This is a genomic window from Caballeronia hypogeia, assembly GCF_001544875.2.
In the GTDB taxonomy this organism is placed as follows: domain Bacteria; phylum Pseudomonadota; class Gammaproteobacteria; order Burkholderiales; family Burkholderiaceae; genus Caballeronia; species Caballeronia hypogeia.
In genome coordinates this window covers 1-18,552 of sequence record NZ_FCOA02000032.1, presented here as the reverse complement: position 1 = coordinate 18,552, position 18,552 = coordinate 1, and the positions used below count along the sequence as shown (strand labels likewise).

Genomic DNA, 18,552 nt, shown 5'->3' with positions numbered 1-18,552 from the left:
GACCCGCGCGCCGCTCGAGCGCGCGGTCCATGAAGACATCGCGGATCATTCCAATCAACGAGGACGATATGAAATTTGCGTTCGTGTTTCCCGGACAGGGTTCGCAGTCGATCGGCATGCTGAACGCATTCGCCGACAACGCCATCGTGCGCGAAACGGTGCAGCAAGCTTCCGACGCGCTCGGGCAGGATCTCGGCAAGCTGATCGCCGAGGGCCCCGCCGAAGAGCTGAACCTGACGACCAACACGCAGCCCGTCATGCTGACGGCCGCCTACGCTATTTACCGAGTGTGGGAAAAGGAAACCGGTTTGAAGCCCGCGCTGGTCGCGGGTCACAGCCTCGGTGAATACACTGCGCTCGTCGCGGCTGGCGCGCTCGCCTTCGCGGACGCCGTGCCGCTCGTGCGCTTTCGCGCGCAGGCGATGCAAAGCGCCGTGCCAGTGGGCGAGGGCGGCATGGCCGCGATTCTCGGCCTCGACGACGACACCGTGCGCGCCGTATGCGCGGAAGCATCGGCTGCGGGCGTGGTCGAAGCGGTGAATTTCAACGCGCCGGCGCAAGTCGTGATCGCCGGCGCGAAGGCGGGTGTCGAGAAAGCGTGCGAAGTGGCCAAGGCGAAGGGCGCGAAGCGCGCGCTGCCGCTGCCGGTGTCGGCGCCGTTCCATTCGTCGCTGCTCAAGCCCGCGTCGGACCAGTTGCGCGACTATCTCGCTAAGGTCGAAATCCGAGCGCCGCAGATTCCGCTGATCAATAACATCGATGTCGCCGTGACCTCCGATCCGGCCGCGATCAAGGACGCGCTCGTGCGCCAGGCCGCCGGTCCGGTGCGCTGGGTCGAATGCGTGCAGGCAATGGCGAAGGACGGCGTCACGCACGTCATCGAATGCGGTCCGGGCAAGGTGCTCGCGGGTCTGACGAAGCGTATCGACGGCAATCTCGTCGGCGCCTCGATCTTCGATCCGGCTTCGCTGGAAGAAACGCGCAAACTGATCGCAGGCTGAGGAATAACCACATGAATCTCGAAAACCAGGTAGCAATCGTCACGGGCGCGTCGCGCGGCATCGGACGCGCGATCGCGCTCGAGCTCGCGAAGCAGGGCGCGACGGTGATCGGCACGGCGACCAGCGAAAGCGGCGCGGCCGGTATCAGCGAAGCGCTGCAGCAGGCGGGCTGCAAGGGCCGCGGCGCGGTGCTGAACGTGAACGACGACGCGGCCGGCGACACGTTCATCGATTCGATCGTGAAGGAATTCGGCGGCCTGAACATTCTCGTGAACAACGCGGGCATCACGAAGGACCAGCTCGCGATGCGCATGAAGGACGACGAATTCGACGCCGTCATCGACACCAACCTGCGCGCGGTCTTTCGTCTGTCGCGCGCGGTGCTGCGCCCGATGATGAAGGCGCGCGGCGGACGCATCATCAACATCACGTCGGTGGTAGGCAGTTCCGGCAATCCTGGTCAGGCGAACTACGCGGCCGCGAAGGCCGGCGTGGCGGGCATGACGCGCGCGCTCGCGCGTGAAATCGGCAGCCGCGGCATCACGGTGAACTGCATCGCGCCGGGTTTCATCGACACCGACATGACCAAGGTTCTGCCCGAAGAGCAGCGCACCGCGCTCACCGCGTCTATCCCGCTTGGCCGACTGGGCAGCCCTGAAGATATCGCGCATGCTGTGTCGTTCCTGGCGTCGCCGTTCGCGGGCTACATCACGGGCACGACGCTGCATGTGAACGGCGGGATGTACATGTAAGGCTTCGGCCTGTACATGTAAGGCCTTAATAGGCATTTCGCCGAAATTCGCTTAATATCCGCGCCGGGACGGGCGCGCAAAATGCTGAAAACGGCATCGTGCGCACCGCACCAGCGCGGCAGAGAAGAATCGATGCAAGGCCGGCGGCAGTCCTCTTGATGAAGCGCACCGGACGGCGGAGCATGGAACTGACGCGCCGTATTTTGCGGGTCCAAACCTGATAAAATGCGCGCACTCGTATTTTTGAACTTTTTTCCCCTCGGAGGGCTGCATGGACAACATCGAACAGCGCGTGAAGAAGATCGTCGCCGAACAACTGGGCGTGGCGGAAGCCGAAATCAAGAACGAAGCATCGTTCGTGAACGATCTGGGCGCTGACTCGCTCGATACGGTCGAACTCGTGATGGCGCTGGAAGACGAATTCGGCATGGAAATTCCCGATGAAGAGGCCGAAAAGATCACCACGGTTCAGCAGGCGATCGACTACGCCCGCGCGAACGTCAAGGCCTGAGGCCGGACGCGTCAGCGACTCAGCGCTCAACCAGCTTGAAGCATCGTCGCTGCAGATCGATTTGAGAGCCACAGGGCTCACAGGGCGGTTTCCTGTGGCCGCTGTGGTTTTTGTTTTTCGTCATTCTATGGATAAGGGGTTACCGTGAGCCGTCGTCGAGTTGTTGTTACAGGCCTGGGGCTCGTTTCGCCTGTCGGCAATACTGTTGCCGACGGCTGGGCCAATCTGGTCGCGGGCAAGTCGGGCATCGCGAATATCACGAAGTTCGACGCCACGAACTTTTCCACGCGTTTCGCGGGCGAAGTGAAGGGCTTCAATATCGAAGACTACATGCCAGCCAAAGAGGCGCGCCATATGGATACCTTCATCCATTATGGTTTCGCCGCGGGCGTGCAGGCCATGCAGGATTCCGGCCTCGAAATCACCGATGAAAACGCGGAGCGCGTGGGCGTGGTGGTCGGGTCGGGCATCGGCGGCCTGCCGATGATCGAAGTGACGCAGACCGAGCTGCTCAATCGCGGTCCGCGCCGCATCTCGCCGTTCTTCGTGCCGGCGTCGATCATCAACATGATCTCCGGCCATCTGTCGATCCGCTTCGGCTTCAAGGGGCCGAACCTGTCGATGGTCACGGCCTGCACGACCGGCCTGCATTGCATCGGCGAAGCGTCGCGCCTGATCGAATACGGCGACGCGGACGTGATGATCGCGGGCGGCGCGGAAGCGACGGTTTCCCCGCTCGGCATCGGCGGCTTCGCGGCGGCGCGCGCGCTCTCGCAGCGCAACGACGATCCGGCGACGGCAAGCCGTCCGTGGGACACCGACCGCGACGGCTTCGTGCTCGGCGAAGGCGCGGGCGTGATGGTGCTCGAAGAGTACGAACACGCGAAAGCGCGGGGCGCGAAGATCTACGCGGAAGTACTCGGCTACGGCATGAGCGGCGACGCGTATCACATGACCGCGCCGCCGGAAGACGGCGACGGCGGCCGTCGCGCCATGGTCAACGCGATGAAGAACGCGCGCATCAACCCCGACGAAGTCGACTACGTCAACGCGCACGGCACCTCGACGCCGCTGGGCGACATCGCCGAGACCATCGGCATCACGCGCGCGCTCGGCGATCAGGCGAAGAAGGCCGTCGTGAACTCCACCAAGTCGATGACCGGCCACCTGCTGGGCGGCGCGGGCGGCCTGGAGTCGGTGTTCACCGTGCTGGCGATCCACAACCAGGTGTCGCCGCCGACCATCAACATCTTCAACCAGGATCCGAAATGCGACCTGGACTACTGCGCGAACACCGCGCGGGACATGAAGATCGACGTGGCGGTGAAGAACTCGTTCGGCTTTGGCGGCACGAACGGCTCGCTCGTCTTCAAGCGTCATAGTTAAGCGCGGCGCGCTCGTCGGAACGGGGTGTCGGAGATGGCGAGCGCGTTCGTGAACCGGCCGCATGGCGATGGAAACGTCGCGCTGCGGCCGTCGCGTTTTCTGGCGGCTGCGCTGCTGGGTTTCGTGGGCTTGGCGGGTGCGGCGGTGTTTCAATGCGTGTTTGGGCACACGGAACACGCAGGGCATGCGTCGATGGCGGGCGCGGCCACGGTCGCGGCGCTCGGGCTCGCGGGGTATCGGTGGATACGCGCCCAGCCGAGCGCCATCCGTCTTCATTCCGACGCGCTCACGCTGTGGAATCGGCGAGGCGAGGCGCGCCACGCACGCATTTCCGGCTGCGCGCAGTGGAGCGGCCGGTTGCTCGCGCTGACGCTGGCGGGCACGGGCGGAAAGCGCGAAACGCTCGTTCTCGCGGCCGATTCCGTCGATGCCGACACCTTCCGCCAGCTTTCCGTGCAGGCCCGCCGCGCCGCGGCTTCCCACCTGTAACGACTGTAACGGCACATGAGCGTACCGTTTGCCTTACAGGCGGTAACGCTACAATAGCCCTCCGCGCAACAGCCCAAGTCAAACGGATTTCCCAGGTGAGCGAAAAAGAAATCGACCAATTGCTGGTCGAGCGTGTCCAGAAGGGTGACAAGGCCGCGTTCGAACTGCTGGTCGCCAAATACCACCGCAAGATCATTCGACTGATCTCGCGCCTCGTGCGCGACCCCGCCGAGGTCGAGGACGTCGCCCAGGACGCCTTCATCAAGGCTTATCGCGCGCTGCCACAATTTCGGGGCGAATCGGCGTTTTACACCTGGCTCTACCGGATTGCTGTCAATACGGCAAAAAACTATCTTGCAACTCAGGGCCGCCGCGCTCCCACTTCTACCGAAGCCGATGCGGAAGAAGCGGAAACTTTCTCCGACGCGGACCAACTAAGGGATATCAACACGCCCGAGTCGATGTTGATGAGCAAGCAGATTGCTCAGACGGTCAACGCCGCGATGGCGTTGCTGCCGGAGGAACTGCGCACCGCCATCACGCTTCGGGAAATTGAAGGACTGAGCTACGAGGAAATCGCCGAAATGATGGATTGCCCGATCGGGACCGTCAGATCGAGAATTTTCCGTGCTCGCGAAGCCATTGCGGCAAAATTGCGTCCGTTGTTGGACACTCCCGAAGGCAAACGCTGGTAAGCAGCACACCACGGGGCAAGGGCGCGATATCTGGGTTAGGTGGTGTCACTACGGGGTGGGGTCAAAGATGGGGCGCATCATGGGGTCGGTCTCGATGCAGAATCAGACGCAAGCGGGTTCGCGCGGCGAGCGCATGTCGGCATTCGTCGACGGTGAGTCGCTGGAGGAAACTGGCAGCATCAGCCAGTTTCTCGCGGAGCTGAAAAACGACGAACGCGCAGCGTGGTCGGAATATCACCTGATCGGCGACGCCCTGCGCTCCGACGATCTCGCGATCAGCCCGGCGCGCAGCAGCGCGTTCATGGCCACGTTCTCCGCGCGTTTCGAAGCCGAGGCGCACGTGCTCGCGCCCGCGGCGTTGCCGGCAGCGGCGGTGAAAGCGCGTGGCGGCATGTTGCGCCGGCGCGTCATGCCGGCGTTCGCTGTGGCCGCGGCCGCCGCTACCTTGACCTGGATCGTGGTGCCGCAACTGCAAGGCGTGGACAGCCATTCCGGCGCGCAGGTCGCGAGCGTCGCTCCGGACTCGGTGCAGCGCGTGGCGATGGCGTCGGTGCCGGCGGTGACGCGGCAGGCGCCCATCGTCGAGGCGAACATCATCCGCGACGCGAATCTCGACCAGTATCTCGAAGCGCATCAGCAATTCTCCCAGCAGCCTGTGATGCCCGGTTCCATGCCTTTGATCCGCGCCGCGGCTACATCGCAAGGCCAATAATTTGATGCTGAGTGTGCGGTTGAATAAAACAAACTACTGGGGGCGGCTGCCGGCATTGATGCTCTGCGCAGCCGCGTTGTTGACAGCGGTATCGAGTTCGTACGCTCAGGGCGACGATCCCGCCGCTACTCGCAAATCAGCCGCCACTCTGCTCAACCGCATTCACGAAGCGGCCCAGCAGCAGAACTACGAGGGCACCTTCGTCTATCAGCGTGGCGCGACTGTGCAATCGTCGCGAATCACGCACGTCGCCACTCGCGGCGACGGCGAATACGAATCGCTGGAAAGTCTCGATGGCGCGCCTCGAAAGATGCTGCGCCACGATGACGACATGTTCACCTTCGTGCCCGAGCGACACCTTCTCGTGGTCGAGCATCGGCAAAGCCGGGATTCGTTCCCGGCGCTGCTCTCCACAAGCGGCGATCAGGTCTTGTCCGTCTACGAACCGAAGCTTCTGGGCGCCGACCGCGTCGCGGGCGTGGAAAGCCAGGTGCTCGAGCTCGACCCGAAAGATTCCTATCGGTTTGCATACAAGCTTTGGGCCGACGCAAAAACCGGCCTTCTGCTGCGCGCGCAGACGCTCGATCCGGACGGTCAGGTGCTCGAACAGCTTTCGTTCTCGCAAGTGCGTATCGGCGGCCCCGGCGACAAGGCCCCGATCGCGAACGGCATTCGCAGCACGTCGGGCTGGACCATCGTGCGTCCGCCGGTGCAGCCGGTCGACATGGAAGCTCAGGGCTGGCAGATGACGCCGAATATCGCCGGCTTTCGCAAGATTCGCGAATTGCGTCGTCCGATGGCGTCGAGCCAGCAAGGCCAGCCGCCGATTCCGGTCGATCAGGCCGTGTTCTCCGATGGCCTCGCGACCATCTCGGTGTTCGTCGAACCGGTGGAGAAGAGCACGCGGAAGGAGGGCGCGGGCAATAGCGGCGCCACGCACGTTCTGGTGAAGCGTCGCGGAGATTTCTGGATTACCTTGCTGGGTGAAGTGCCGCAAGCCACATTGCAGCAATTTGCTTCTACCATAGAATACAAGCCTTCCAGGTAATCCCGTTCCCGGCCTCCGACATATGAGTAACTTCTCGCTGCGCAGGTTCATCGCGGCCGCGGCGCTCGCCGTGTGCCTGCCGTTCGTCTCGCAAACTGCGGCGGCGGCGCCTATGGTGAACCTGCCCGACTTCACGACGCTTGTCGACAAGGTGGGGCCGTCGGTCGTGAACATTCGCACGACTTCGCGCGTGGGCTCCGGCAGCGACCTGCGCGGCCTGCCGCCCGGCATGGATGAAGGCGACATGTCCGAGTTCTTCCGGCGTTTCTTCGGCATCCCGATGCCCGGCCAGCCGCCGCGCGGTGGCGGAGGCGGCGGCAACAACGGCGGCGGCAGCCAGGGCGACCAGGGCAAGGGCGGCAGCCGCAATGCGCCGGACGACAACCAGGACAACTCGGAGCAGAGCAGCGGCGTCGGTTCGGGCTTCATCCTGTCGACCGATGGCTACGTAATGACCAACGCTCACGTCGTGGACGACGCGGACACCATCTACGTGACGCTCACCGACAAGCGCGAATTCAAGGCGCGGCTCGTCGGCGTGGACGAGCGCACGGACGTGGCCGTGGTTAAGATCAGCGCGACGAACCTGCCCGCCATCACCATCGGCGATTCGAACAAGGTGCGCGTCGGCGAATGGGTGCTCGCGATCGGCTCGCCGTTCGGCCTCGACAACACTGTGACGGCAGGCATCGTCAGTGCGAAGGGGCGCGACACGGGCGACTATCTGCCGTTCATCCAGACCGATGTGGCCGTGAATCCTGGCAACTCGGGTGGTCCGCTCATCAACATGGCGGGCGAGGTGATCGGTATCAACTCGCAGATCTACAGCCGCACGGGCGGTTTCATGGGCATCTCGTTCGCGATTCCAATCGACGAAGCCATGCGCGTTGCCGATCAGTTGAAGACTTCGGGCAAGGTGGTGCGCGGGCGCATCGCGGTGGCGATCGGCGAAGTGACGAAGGACGTCGCTGATTCGCTCGGGCTGCCGAAGGCGCAGGGCGCGCTCGTGTCGAGCGTCGAATCGGGCGGTCCGGCCGACAAGGCGGGCGTGCAGCCGGGCGACATCATCGTGAAGTTCAACGGGGTGAACGTCGAAACCGCGACGGATCTGCCGCGCATGGTGGGCGACACCAAGCCCGGCACGAAGACCACGCTCACGATCTGGCGCAAGGGCCAGACGCGCGATCTGCCGATCACCGTCGCCGAAATGCAGCCGGACAAGGTCGCGAAGACCGAGCAGAAGAAGTCGCCGCAGCCGAAGGAACGCGCGAGCAACTCGCTCGGCCTCGCGGTGAGCGACATTCCGCCTGAGCAGAAGAAAGCGCTGAAGCTCAGCAGCGGCGTGCAGGTCGACGCGGTGGAAGGCCCGGCCGCGCGCGCGGGCTTCCAGAAGGGCGACATCGTCATGCGCGTCGGCGATACGGATATCACCAGCGCGAAGCAGTTCCTCGAAGTCGCGCAAGGCCTGGACGCCAGCAAGATGGTCGCGATTCTCGTGCGTCGCGGTGACAACACCCAGTTCGTGCCGCTGCGTCCGCGCGTGCCGGCGCAGAAATAAGCACGATGACATCGAAACCGGGCGTGGCTTTCATCCTGTACGGGCGCGCCTGGTGTCATCTGTGCGAGGACATGCGGGCCGCACTCGAGCCCATCGCCGCGCGGCACGGACTGGGCATCGAATGGATCGATATCGACGAAGATCCGCTGCTGGAAGCGCGTTATAACGAGCGCGTGCCGGTGCTGATGCTCGACGGCGTCGAGCTATGCCATTACCGGCTCGACACCGGCGCCGTGCAAGCGGCGCTGCTCGCGCGCCAGCCGTGAGGCCCATTGCGGCGAACCCGGCGGCGAAAACCGGCGGGGCCAACCCGTTTTCGGCTAAAATGCAGAAGTTTTCCCCAAATTTTCGAGGCGTGCTCCGCGTTGGTGAGGGCGCGCCTTTTTCGCTTTTTTTGGCTTGATCGGCACTGAATGGATCATATTCGTAACTTCTCGATCATTGCGCACATCGACCACGGCAAATCGACGCTCGCCGACCGCATCATCCAGTTGTGCGGCGGCCTGTCCGACCGCGAGATGGAAGCGCAGGTGCTCGATTCGATGGACCTGGAGCGCGAGCGCGGCATCACGATCAAGGCGCAGACCGCGGCGCTGACCTACAAGGCGCGCGACGGCAAGGTTTACAACCTCAATCTGATCGACACGCCGGGGCACGTCGACTTCTCCTACGAAGTCAGCCGCTCGCTGTCCGCGTGCGAAGGCGCGCTGCTCGTCGTCGATGCCTCGCAGGGCGTCGAGGCGCAGACGGTGGCGAACTGCTACACGGCCATCGAACTGGGCGTGGAAGTCGTGCCGGTGCTCAACAAGATCGACCTGCCGGCCGCGAACCCCGAAAACGCGATCGCCGAGATCGAAGACGTGATCGGCATCGACGCGGCCGACGCCACGCATTGCAGCGCGAAAACCGGCCTCGGTGTCGAGGACGTGCTCGAATCGCTGATCGCGAAAGTGCCGGCGCCGAAGGGCGATCCGGACGCGCCGCTGCAGGCGCTCATCATCGATTCGTGGTTCGACAACTACGTCGGCGTCGTGATGCTGGTGCGTATCGTCAACGGTACGCTCAAGCCGAAGGACAAGATCAAGATGATGGCGACCGACGCGCAGTATCCGGTCGAGCACGTCGGCGTGTTCGCGCCGAAATCGACCAATCTCGCGCAGTTGTCGGCGGGGCAGGTGGGCTTCGTGATCGCGGGCATCAAGGAACTGACGGCCGCCAAGGTGGGCGACACCGTCACCGTCGCGAACCGTGCCGCCAGCGAGCCGCTGCCTGGCTTCAAGGAAGTGAAGCCGCAGGTGTTCGCGGGTCTGTATCCGGTCGAAGCCAACCAGTACGACGCGCTGCGTGAATCGCTCGAAAAGCTGAAGCTGAACGACGCTTCGCTGCAATTCGAGCCGGAAGTGTCGCAGGCGCTGGGCTTCGGTTTCCGTTGCGGCTTTCTGGGCCTCCTGCACATGGAAATCGTGCAGGAGCGTCTGGAGCGCGAATTCGACATGGACCTCATCACCACCGCGCCGACGGTGATCTACGAGGTCGAGCAGCGCGACGGCACCACGATCATGGTCGAGAATCCGGCGAAGATGCCGGAGCCGCAGAAGATCGAGGAAGTGCGCGAGCCGATCGTCACCGTGAACCTTTACATGCCGCAGGAATATGTCGGCTCGGTCATCACGCTGTGCACGGCCAAGCGCGGTTCGCAGATCAACATGCAGTATCACGGCCGCCAGGTCCAGTTGACCTACGAAATTCCGATGGCGGAAATCGTGCTCGACTTCTTCGATCGCCTGAAGTCCACGTCGCGCGGCTATGCGTCGATGGACTACGAGTTCAAGGAATATCGCGCGGCGGACGTGGTCAAGGTCGACATGCTCATCAACGGCGACAAGGTCGATGCGCTCTCCGTCATCGTGCACCGTTCTCAGAGCCAGTACCGCGGCCGCGAAGTGGCGGCGAAGATGCGCGAGCTGATTCCGCGTCAGATGTACGACGTGGCGATCCAGGCGACCATCGGCTCGAACATCATTGCGCGCGAGAACATCAAGGCGTTGCGCAAGAACGTGCTCGCGAAGTGCTACGGCGGCGATATCTCGCGCAAGAAGAAGCTGCTTGAAAAGCAGAAGGCCGGCAAGAAGCGCATGAAGCAGGTCGGCTCTGTCGAGATCCCGCAAGAGGCCTTCCTGGCGATTCTGCGCGTCGACGAGTGACGCCGGCGCCGCGAGGCAAACAACGATAACAACCGGAAGCGATTGATGAATTTTGCATTGATTCTTTTGATTCTCGTCGTGTTGACGGGTATTGCATGGGTTCTCGACAAGCTGTTGTTCCTGCCGCAGCGGCGTCGCGCCGCCGAGGCCGCGGTTGCCGAATTCGACCGGCAGCAGGAACGCGTGGGCGAGCGTTTCGCCGATGAAAACGCCGACCAGACGCGCGCCCGCCTGCGCGACGACAAGCTGCGCCAGCCGTGGTGGCTCGAATACACGGCGAGCTTCTTTCCCGTGATCCTCGCGGTGTTCGTGGTGCGTTCGTTCATCATCGAGCCGTTCAAGATTCCGTCCGGTTCCATGGTGCCGACGCTGCTCGTCGGCGACTTCATCCTCGTGAACAAGTACGAATACGGCCTGCGTCTGCCGATCACGAACACGAAGATGACCGACGGCAGCCCGCTCAAGCGCGGCGACGTTGTCGTGTTCCGCTATCCGAAGGACGAGTCGGTCGACTACATCAAGCGCGTGATCGGCCTGCCGGGCGACACGATCGCATACGAGGACAAGAAGCTCACGATCAACGGCAAGCCGGTGCCCGAAACGCCGCTGCCCGATTACTTCGACGACGAACGCATCGGCTACGCGAAGCAGTTCGAGGAAGACCTCGACGGTCGCAAGAACGCGATCCTCAACAATCCGCAAGTGCCGCCGTTCGTCGTCGGCGCCGACGACTTCCCGTTCCGCGACAACTGCAACTACAACGCGCAGGGCGTCACGTGCAAGGTGCCGCCGGGCAACTACTTCATGATGGGCGACAACCGCGACAACAGCGCGGACAGCCGCTACTGGGGTTTTGTACCGGACAAGAACGTCGTCGGGCGCGCGTTCTTCATCTGGATGAACTTCAGCAATCTGAAGCGCGTCGGCTCGTTCCAGTGACGGGTCATCACGCCGGCGCGTCTTTCGAAGACGGCCGGCGTTCCTGATTATTAAAACAAGCTTCGAAACGGCGTGAAGAAGGTCGGCTAACACCGTCTCGCCACGCGTTTTCCGGCGACAGGCGGCGCAGTCGTCCGCCCGCGCGCCCGCGTTATACTCTCTCCATGCCATCTTCTCCGTTGGAAAGCCGGCTGCGGTACGAATTTCGCAATGCGGAATTGCTGCGCCAGGCGATGACCCACCGCAGTCACAGCGCCACGCATAATGAACGGCTCGAATTTCTCGGCGATTCCGTTCTAAATTGCGTGGTAGCCGCGCTTTTGTTCCAACGATTCAGCAAACTCGACGAAGGCGACCTTTCGCGCGTGCGTGCGAATCTGGTCAAGCAGCAGTCGCTTTACGAGATCGCGCAGGCCTTGAACGTCTCCGAAGGACTGCGGCTCGGCGAAGGCGAACTGCGCAGCGGCGGCTTCCGCCGTCCGTCCATTCTCGCCGACACGCTCGAAGCCATTTTCGGCGCGATTTTCCTCGACGGCGGTTTCGACGCCGCGTTCACCGTCATCAAGCGCCTCTACACACCGGTGCTGGATCACATCGATCCGCGGACTATCGGCAAGGACGCGAAGACACTGCTTCAGGAATACCTGCAAGGTCACAAGATCGCGCTGCCGACCTATACCGTCGTCGCGACACACGGCGCCGCGCACAATCAGCAATTCGAAGTCGAATGCACCGTGCCCAAGCTCGACGTGAAAGTGTCCGGCTCCGGGGCGAGCCGCCGCGCCGCCGAGCAGGCTGCGGCGAAGAAAGCGCTCGACGAAGTGATGGCCGCTGCGCCCAGCCTCGCCGTGAAGCCGAAGCGCAAGGGCGCGCGCGCGGCGAAGCAGGGCGAGCTCGAAGTCGTGCCCGGCGTGACCGGCATTCAGGCGGCGCTCGATCTGCGCTCGCCCGACCGGCGCGAGCGTCATCACGGCGCGCACGGCGTGCCGCACGTCACCGACGAGCGCCCCGCGAGCACCACGCCGCCGCTCGCCGTGATCCGCGCGACGCACGTCGAGCCGTCTGCGGGCGCGTATGCTGCCGCCGACAAGCCGGAACGCGCGGTGATCCACAGGCCGGAGAAGGTGGCGAAGAGCGAAGCAGCGCAGACGCCGGAACGAAGCCCGGGTCCGGAAACGCACGACGACGACTCCAAGCCCGCTTCAGACGCGCGCGCCAGCACGGACGCCGTGCGCGCCGCCGACGCCGGCCACTGACCCGCGCCGTCGCGCATCGCGCGCCATTGCGCTCCCACGAATCCTTGCCGCACACATCTATGAACGCTCCTACTTCCTCCGGTTTTCGTTGCGGCATGGTCGCCATCGTCGGCCGCCCCAACGTCGGCAAATCGACGCTGATGAACGCGCTCGTCGGTCAGAAGGTGAGCATCACGTCGCGCAAGGCGCAGACGACGCGCCACCGCATCACCGGCATCAATACCTTCGACGACGCGCAGTACATCTTCGTCGACACGCCCGGTTTCCAGACGCGCCACAGCGGCGCGCTCAACCGTTCGCTGAACCGCGCGGTGACGTCCACGCTCACGTCGGTCGATGCGATTCTCTTCGTGATCGAAGCCGGCCGCTTCGGCCCCGACGACCAGAAAGTGCTCGACCTGATTCCAACCGGTACGCCGACGCTTCTGATCGCCAACAAGCTCGATCGAGTCGGCGACAAGGCGACGCTCTTTCCGTTCATGCAGCAGATGTCGCAACTGCGCGAGTTCCGCGAGATCGTGCCGTTGTCGGCGATGAAGAGCGATGACATCAAACGGCTCATGTCGGTCGTGAAGCCGTATCTGCCGGAAGGCGAGCCGATCTACGGTGAGGACGACCTGACCGATCGCAGCGAGCGCTTCCTCGCGGCGGAAATCCTGCGCGAGAAAGTGTTCCGCTGGACCGGTGACGAATTGCCGTACACGAGCACCGTGCTGATCGACAAGTTCGAAACCGAAGGGCGCTTGCGCCGCGTGTTCGCGACGATTCTCGTCGATCGCGACACGCACAAGGCGATGATCATCGGCCAGAAGGGCGCGAAGCTGAAGCAGATCAGCACCGAGGCGCGTCTCGACATGGAGAAGCTGTTCGACGGTCCCGTTTATCTCGAGACCTTCGTCAAGGTCAAGAGCGGCTGGGCCGACAACGAAGCGGGACTGCGCGCATACGGCTACGAATGAGCCACGGACGGCACTCATGGACGACGGCACGAACGACGCGTGGATGATGCCTCCCGCCGACGATCGTCCCGACGACGATTTCGACGCGAGCGAGCGTCCGGCGGCGCGCGTCGCGAAGAAGCGGGCGCGGGCTTCCACGTCGTCCGTTGCTGAGGGAGGGGAGAAAAGACCGCGCGCCGCGCCGCGTTCCGACTTTCGCATCGCCGAGCAGCCGGGCTTCGTGCTGCACAGTCATCCGTACCGCGAGACGAGTCTGATCATCGACGTGTTTTCGCGCGACTACGGCCGCGTCGCGCTGGTCGCGAAGGGCGCCAAGCGGCCGCATTCCGCGTTGCGCGGCGTGCTGCAGACGTTTCAGCCGCTCGGTCTCTCGTGGTCCGGAAAAGGCGAAGTCCGCACGCTGACAACGGCCGAATGGGTCGGCGGCATGTTGCCCCTGACCGGCGACGCGCTCCTTTGCGGCTTCTACGTCAACGAATTGCTCGTGAAATTCTGCGCGCGCGAAGACGCGCATCCGGCGCTTTTCAACCATTACGTGCTGACGCTTTCGCGCCTCGCGCACGATGAACCCGCCGTGCAGGTGTTGCGTTCGTTCGAGCGCGTGCTCCTGCGGGAAACCGGCTACGCGATGAATCTCATGCGTACCGTCACGCGTCAGCCCGTCGTGCCCGAAGGCCGCTATGTCTTCGATCCCGACCGCGGCGTGCGCGAAGCCTCCGACGATCTGCCCGCGCAATGGCCGGTCATCGCCGGCCAGACGCTCATCGACATGGAGCGCGACGATTACACGAGTCCGCAAACGGCCGCGCAGAGCAAGACGCTCATGCGCTTCCTGCTGAACCATTACCTGGGCGGCACGCCGCTCGCCACCCGTCAGATACTGATCGACCTGCAAAAACTATGAGCTTCTTTCTCTCATCGCCTGCGAGCGTGATCGATCTCGGCGTGAACATCGATCACGTCGCCACGCTGCGTAACGCGCGCGGCACGTCCTATCCCGATCCGATCCGCGCGGCGCTCGCCGCCGAGGAAGCGGGCGCGGACGCGATCACGCTGCATCTGCGCGAGGATCGCCGTCATATCGTCGATGCCGATGTGCGCACGCTGCGACCGCTTCTGAAAACGCGCATGAATCTCGAATGCGCGGTGACGCGCGAGATGCTCGACATCGCGTGCGAGATCAAACCGCGCGATGCCTGTCTCGTGCCGGAGAAGCGTCAGGAAGTGACGACCGAAGGCGGACTCGATGTCGCGGGCCAGTTCGAGGAAGTGAAGGCCGCGTGCAAGCAGCTCGCCGATGTGGGCGTGCGCGTGTCGCTGTTCATCGATCCGGACGAGACGCAGATTCGCGCCGCGCAGGAAGCGGGCGCGCCGGTCATCGAACTGCATACCGGACGTTATGCCGAAGCGCACGATGAAGCCGAACAGCAGCGCGAGTTCGAGCGCGTCGCGAAGAGCGTCGATTTCGGTAATTCGCTCGGCCTCAAGGTCAACGCGGGCCACGGCCTGCATTACACCAACGTGCAGGCGATCGCGGCGCTGCCGGGCATCGTCGAGCTGAATATCGGGCACGCGATCGTCGCGCATTCCATCTTCGCCGGCTGGGACAACGCCGTGCGCGAGATGAAGGCGATCATGGTGGCCTCGCGCCTCGCGTCGGTCAACGCACGCTGAGCGCCGACAACATGGCGATCTACGGAATCGGCACGGATGTCGTGCAGGTGAGCCGCGTCGCGGCGGTCATGGAGCGCACCAAAGGACGCTTCGCCGAGAAGGTGCTCGGGCCGGACGAGCTGCGCGTCTATCACGCGCGTCGCGCGCGTTCGGAAGTGCGCGGCCTCGCGTTTCTCGCGACGCGCTTCTCCGCGAAAGAAGCCTTCTCGAAGGCGATCGGCCTCGGCATGCGCTGGCCGATGACCTGGCGCGCGCTGCAGACGCTCAACGAGCCGAGCGGCAAGCCAGTCTGCGTCGCGTCGGGCGAACTGGCCGAATGGCTCGCGCAACGCGGCATCACCTCGCAGGTGACGGTGAGCGACGAGCGTGACTACGCCGTGTCGTTCGTGATCGCGGAAGTGGGCGATTACGCCTGAGTTCAATCCAACCAAGACAACAAGCCAATTGAATCCGATGAAACGCACTCCCGGCCCCGTCATGTTCGACGTCGCTGGCACGACGCTCACCGACGCGGATACCGAGCGCCTGACGCATCCGATGACCGGCGGCATCATTCTCTTCGCGCGGCATTTCAAGGACCGCGCTCAACTCGTTGCGCTGACCGATGCGATCCGCGCCGTGCGTGATGACATCATCATCGCGGTCGATCATGAAGGCGGCCGCGTGCAGCGCTTTCGCACCGACGGATTCACGGTGCTGCCCGCACCGGGCCGACTCGGCGAGCTGTGGGACCGCGACGTGCTCGCCGCGACCAAGACCGCGACCGCGTTCGGTTACGTGCTCGCGTCGGAATTGCGCGCATGCGGCATCGACATGAGTTTCACGCCGGTGCTCGATCTGAACTACGGACAATCGAAGGTGATCGGAGATCGCGCGCTGCACGGCGATCCGCGCGTCGTCACCTTGCTCGCGAAGAGTCTGAATCATGGTCTCGCGCTCGCGGGCATGGCGAACTGCGGCAAGCACTTTCCGGGTCATGGTTTCGCGGAGGCCGATTCGCACGTCGCGCTGCCCACCGACGACCGCACGCTCGATGAAATCCTCGACGCCGATGTGCGTCCGTACGACTGGCTTGGCATGTCGCTCGCTTCGGTCATTCCGGCGCACGTGATCTACACGAAGGTCGACGACAAACCCGCCGGCTTCTCGCGTATCTGGCTGCAGGACATTCTGCGCGGCAGGCTCGGCTTCACCGGTGCGATCTTCAGCGACGACCTCTCGATGGAAGCGGCGCGCGCCGGCGGCACGCTCACCGAAGCCGCGACGGCCGCGCTCACGGCGGGCTGCGACATGGTGCTGATCTGCAATCAGCCGGAAGAGGCAGGCCGCGTGTTGGAGGAGTTGCGCTACAGGCCGCCGAAGGCGTCGGAGCAGCGCATCAGGCGGATGCGACCGCGCGGCAAGGCGCCTCGCTGGAGCAAGCTGCAGGCGCAGGCGGAGTATCAGGCGGCGCGGGCGCTGATCAGCGAAATGCTCGGCTAAAACGACAACGCCACGGTTCGAACCGTGGCGTTTTGCTTTGGGCGAGAGCGCGAATCAAGACGATTCGAGCTTCATGCGCTGCAGCTTGTTGTAAAGCGTCTTCGGGCTGATGCCGAGCAGGGTCGCCGCGCGATGCCGCGTGCCGCCGACCGCTTCGAGCGTCGCGCGAATCAGCATGTCCTCGACGTCCGCGAGCGCGGTGCCGACGGTCACCTGCACGCTGCTGCCGTTCAGGCCGCGACCGCCGATTCCCCCCGGCTCATCGACACGCAGCGTCTCTATGGTCTCGCCCGACGCGTGATACGTGCGGCGCACGCGCTCGCGCATCTCGCGCACGTTGCCCGGCCAGTCGGTCGCGAAGCATTCGCGAATGAACGCCGGACTCACGCGCTTCGGCGACCCGCTGGTGATCCCGGCTATGTGATTCTCGCGATTGAGTTCGTCGACGAGCGTTTCCGCGATCAGCGCGATGTCGTCGTCGCGTTCGCGCAGCGGCGGCAGCATGATCGACGACGCCGAGAGGCGCTGGAACAGGTCCTCGCGGAGCGCGCCGATCGCGACGGCCTCACGCATCGGCAGGCGCGACGAGGCGATCAGCCGGAAGTCCGTCATGATCCGGTTGCTGCCGCCGACGCGCAAGAAGGTCTGCGAATCGAGCGCGCGCAGCAGCGCTTCCTGCTGCGGGGGCGGCAAGGATTCGATCTGATCGAGGAACAGCGTGCCGCCGCCCGCCTGTTCGAGCAGGCCCGGCTCGCGATTCTCCGCGCCGGCAAACGCGTTGCGCTCGTGGCCGAAGAGAATGCTTTCCATGGAGCGCTGCGCACCGTCGCCGGCGTTGCGGCTCGCGGCGCAGTCGAAGGTCACGAACGGGCCCTTGCGGCGCCGGCTCAACTGGTGAATCGTGCGCGCCGCGATCTTCTTGCCCGTACCCGGCTCGCCGCACAGCAGCACGGCGGCTTCGGTCGGCGCGGTATGTTCGATTAGATCGTAGACGTGCTGCATCGCCGGGCTGCGGCCGATCATGTCACCGAAGTGGCCGAGATCGCGCAGCGTCGTGCGCAAAGACTGGACTTCCTCGGTGAGCTCGTAAGGACGCGGAATGCGCGCAAGCAGGCTGCGCAGGCGCGGAATGTTCACGGGCTTGAGCAGATAGTCCCAGATACCGTGGCGCAGGCCTTCAATCGCGCTTTCGACCGTCGCGTTGCCGGTCATCACGATCACGGGCAGCGCGCCGTCGGGAGGTTGCGACGGCAGGCTCGGCAGCAGGTCCAGGCCGCTGCCGTCCGGCAAATTCAGGTCGATGAGCACGACGTCGGGGATGAACCGTGTCAGCGCGGAACGCGCCTCGGCGAGCGTCGTCGCGGTATCGACGGAAAAGCCGTCTGCCGTCAGGATCGCTGACAGACCGGAGAGGCTATTGGGATCGTCTTCGACAATCAATGCGTGTGGCATGGCGGACCAACGTATCAAGGTGGACTGTAATGCGCCGTCGCCGCATGCGGCGACGGATCGGCGCAGCATGGAATTCGGGCGTTTCGTGGGCGGGACCCGGCGTCCCGGCGTCTCGACGCGACATCCGGCGCGCGTCCCGCTGCGTTGTTTGTCCTGCGTTACTCGTGCATCTCTATGCTGCGAAACGTCTCATCGCGGGCGGACGTGCAGGTCGTTGCCGATCGATTGCACGCCGGGCACGCCACGCGTCACGGCAAGCGCTCTCTGCATTTGTGCTTCCGAATCCACATAGCCCGACAACTGGACGGCGCCACGATAAGTGGCGACGCTCATCGGCAGGGCTTTCAGTTCGGGATCCGCGACCAACGCCGACTTCACGCGCGCAGCAAGCGCGGCATCGTCATTGGCGGGCGCAACCTGCGGCGCTTGGGCGG

General features: G+C 64.1%; 20 protein-coding genes. 18 read left to right on the top strand and 2 right to left on the bottom strand.

Annotated elements, in window-relative coordinates:
• Positions 1 to 68 precede the first annotated feature (68 nt).
• From fabD to nagZ, 18 genes are all read left to right on the top strand, one after another.
• A complete protein-coding gene (gene fabD / locus AWB79_RS31160) occupies positions 69 to 1,001 on the top strand; it encodes an ACP S-malonyltransferase (RefSeq protein WP_061171356.1) in 933 nt (310 codons plus the stop codon).
• An 11-nt stretch (positions 1,002 to 1,012) separates the two neighbouring features.
• Positions 1,013 to 1,753, top strand: a complete 741-nt coding sequence (fabG, locus tag AWB79_RS31155) for a 3-oxoacyl-ACP reductase FabG (RefSeq protein WP_061171296.1) — start codon at positions 1,013 to 1,015, stop codon at positions 1,751 to 1,753.
• 271 nt (positions 1,754 to 2,024) lie between these two features.
• Positions 2,025 to 2,264, top strand: coding sequence for an acyl carrier protein (acpP, locus tag AWB79_RS31150; RefSeq protein WP_004197638.1), 240 nt, complete (start codon positions 2,025 to 2,027; stop codon positions 2,262 to 2,264).
• A gap of 144 nt (positions 2,265 to 2,408) precedes the next feature.
• Entirely contained in the window at positions 2,409 to 3,650 is a 1,242-nt protein-coding gene (gene fabF, locus AWB79_RS31145; RefSeq protein ID WP_061171295.1) for a beta-ketoacyl-ACP synthase II, read from the top strand.
• A gap of 33 nt (positions 3,651 to 3,683) precedes the next feature.
• A complete protein-coding gene (locus AWB79_RS31140) occupies positions 3,684 to 4,139 on the top strand; it encodes a protein YgfX (protein ID WP_232471078.1) in 456 nt (151 codons plus the stop codon).
• 95 nt (positions 4,140 to 4,234) lie between these two features.
• Complete coding sequence (gene rpoE, locus AWB79_RS31135) at positions 4,235 to 4,834, top strand: RNA polymerase sigma factor RpoE (RefSeq protein WP_008342103.1); 600 nt, start codon at positions 4,235 to 4,237, stop codon at positions 4,832 to 4,834.
• A gap of 79 nt (positions 4,835 to 4,913) precedes the next feature.
• A complete protein-coding gene (locus AWB79_RS31130) occupies positions 4,914 to 5,546 on the top strand; it encodes a sigma-E factor negative regulatory protein (RefSeq protein WP_061171354.1) in 633 nt (210 codons plus the stop codon).
• Positions 5,547 to 5,550: 4 nt separating this feature from the next.
• Positions 5,551 to 6,594, top strand: coding sequence for a MucB/RseB family sigma factor regulatory protein (locus tag AWB79_RS31125; RefSeq protein ID WP_061171353.1), 1,044 nt, complete (start codon positions 5,551 to 5,553; stop codon positions 6,592 to 6,594).
• Between the two features lie 22 nt (positions 6,595 to 6,616).
• Entirely contained in the window at positions 6,617 to 8,152 is a 1,536-nt protein-coding gene (locus tag AWB79_RS31120; protein WP_061171294.1) for a DegQ family serine endoprotease, read from the top strand.
• Between the two features lie 5 nt (positions 8,153 to 8,157).
• Positions 8,158 to 8,418 carry a glutaredoxin family protein gene (locus AWB79_RS31115; RefSeq protein WP_061171293.1) on the top strand — a complete coding sequence of 87 codons (261 nt, stop codon included), beginning with the start codon at positions 8,158 to 8,160 and terminating at the stop codon, positions 8,416 to 8,418.
• A 147-nt stretch (positions 8,419 to 8,565) separates the two neighbouring features.
• Positions 8,566 to 10,356: a translation elongation factor 4 gene (gene lepA, locus AWB79_RS31110; RefSeq protein ID WP_061171292.1), complete on the top strand. Its 1,791-nt coding sequence runs from the start codon at positions 8,566 to 8,568 to the stop codon at positions 10,354 to 10,356.
• 45 nt (positions 10,357 to 10,401) lie between these two features.
• The gene (gene lepB, locus AWB79_RS31105; protein ID WP_061171291.1) at positions 10,402 to 11,295 is read left to right on the top strand and encodes a signal peptidase I; all 894 of its coding nucleotides are present in this window, start codon (positions 10,402 to 10,404) and stop codon (positions 11,293 to 11,295) included.
• 164 nt (positions 11,296 to 11,459) lie between these two features.
• Complete coding sequence (gene rnc / locus AWB79_RS31100) at positions 11,460 to 12,551, top strand: ribonuclease III (protein ID WP_074169458.1); 1,092 nt, start codon at positions 11,460 to 11,462, stop codon at positions 12,549 to 12,551.
• A 59-nt stretch (positions 12,552 to 12,610) separates the two neighbouring features.
• The gene (era, locus tag AWB79_RS31095) at positions 12,611 to 13,510 is read left to right on the top strand and encodes a GTPase Era (RefSeq protein ID WP_061171290.1); all 900 of its coding nucleotides are present in this window, start codon (positions 12,611 to 12,613) and stop codon (positions 13,508 to 13,510) included.
• Between the two features lie 16 nt (positions 13,511 to 13,526).
• Positions 13,527 to 14,414, top strand: a complete 888-nt coding sequence (gene recO, locus AWB79_RS31090; RefSeq protein WP_061171289.1) for a DNA repair protein RecO — start codon at positions 13,527 to 13,529, stop codon at positions 14,412 to 14,414.
• On the top strand, positions 14,411 to 15,184 hold the full coding sequence (pdxJ, locus tag AWB79_RS31085; RefSeq protein WP_061171288.1) for a pyridoxine 5'-phosphate synthase: 774 nt from the start codon (positions 14,411 to 14,413) through the stop codon (positions 15,182 to 15,184). Before recO ends, pdxJ begins: the two co-directional genes overlap by 4 nt.
• 11 nt (positions 15,185 to 15,195) lie before the next feature.
• Positions 15,196 to 15,600, top strand: a complete 405-nt coding sequence (gene acpS, locus AWB79_RS31080; protein ID WP_061171287.1) for a holo-ACP synthase — start codon at positions 15,196 to 15,198, stop codon at positions 15,598 to 15,600.
• Positions 15,601 to 15,637: 37 nt separating this feature from the next.
• Entirely contained in the window at positions 15,638 to 16,666 is a 1,029-nt protein-coding gene (gene nagZ / locus AWB79_RS31075; protein WP_061171286.1) for a beta-N-acetylhexosaminidase, read from the top strand.
• Positions 16,667 to 16,720: 54 nt separating this feature from the next.
• On the opposite strand, the gene AWB79_RS31070 is transcribed toward nagZ, so the two are convergent.
• Positions 16,721 to 18,118: a sigma-54-dependent transcriptional regulator gene (locus AWB79_RS31070; protein WP_061171285.1), complete on the bottom strand. Its 1,398-nt coding sequence runs from the start codon at positions 18,116 to 18,118 to the stop codon at positions 16,721 to 16,723.
• A gap of 189 nt (positions 18,119 to 18,307) precedes the next feature.
• On the bottom strand, positions 18,308 to 18,552 hold a 245-nt coding region (locus AWB79_RS31065), incomplete at its 5' end, for a BON domain-containing protein (protein ID WP_157695888.1).

Excerpts from the sequence above, each read along its gene's own strand:
- pdxJ (WP_061171288.1), top strand. The coding sequence starts at position 14,411 with ATGAGCTTCTTTCTCTCATCGCCTGCGAGCGTGATCGATCTCGGCGTG.
- acpS (WP_061171287.1), top strand. The coding sequence starts at position 15,196 with ATGGCGATCTACGGAATCGGCACGGATGTCGTGCAGGTGAGCCGCGTC.
- rnc (WP_074169458.1), top strand. The coding sequence starts at position 11,460 with ATGCCATCTTCTCCGTTGGAAAGCCGGCTGCGGTACGAATTTCGCAAT.
- AWB79_RS31120 (WP_061171294.1), top strand. The coding sequence starts at position 6,617 with ATGAGTAACTTCTCGCTGCGCAGGTTCATCGCGGCCGCGGCGCTCGCC.
- AWB79_RS31115 (WP_061171293.1), top strand. The coding sequence starts at position 8,158 with ATGACATCGAAACCGGGCGTGGCTTTCATCCTGTACGGGCGCGCCTGG.
- recO (WP_061171289.1), top strand. The coding sequence starts at position 13,527 with ATGGACGACGGCACGAACGACGCGTGGATGATGCCTCCCGCCGACGAT.
- AWB79_RS31125 (WP_061171353.1), top strand. The coding sequence starts at position 5,551 with ATGCTGAGTGTGCGGTTGAATAAAACAAACTACTGGGGGCGGCTGCCG.
- lepB (WP_061171291.1), top strand. The coding sequence starts at position 10,402 with ATGAATTTTGCATTGATTCTTTTGATTCTCGTCGTGTTGACGGGTATT.
- nagZ (WP_061171286.1), top strand. The coding sequence starts at position 15,638 with ATGAAACGCACTCCCGGCCCCGTCATGTTCGACGTCGCTGGCACGACG.
- fabG (WP_061171296.1), top strand. The coding sequence starts at position 1,013 with ATGAATCTCGAAAACCAGGTAGCAATCGTCACGGGCGCGTCGCGCGGC.
- AWB79_RS31130 (WP_061171354.1), top strand. The coding sequence starts at position 4,914 with ATGGGGTCGGTCTCGATGCAGAATCAGACGCAAGCGGGTTCGCGCGGC.
- AWB79_RS31140 (WP_232471078.1), top strand. The coding sequence starts at position 3,684 with ATGGCGAGCGCGTTCGTGAACCGGCCGCATGGCGATGGAAACGTCGCG.
- acpP (WP_004197638.1), top strand. The coding sequence starts at position 2,025 with ATGGACAACATCGAACAGCGCGTGAAGAAGATCGTCGCCGAACAACTG.
- AWB79_RS31070 (WP_061171285.1), bottom strand. The coding sequence starts at position 18,118 with ATGCCACACGCATTGATTGTCGAAGACGATCCCAATAGCCTCTCCGGT.
- era (WP_061171290.1), top strand. The coding sequence starts at position 12,611 with ATGAACGCTCCTACTTCCTCCGGTTTTCGTTGCGGCATGGTCGCCATC.
- fabD (WP_061171356.1), top strand. The coding sequence starts at position 69 with ATGAAATTTGCGTTCGTGTTTCCCGGACAGGGTTCGCAGTCGATCGGC.
- lepA (WP_061171292.1), top strand. The coding sequence starts at position 8,566 with ATGGATCATATTCGTAACTTCTCGATCATTGCGCACATCGACCACGGC.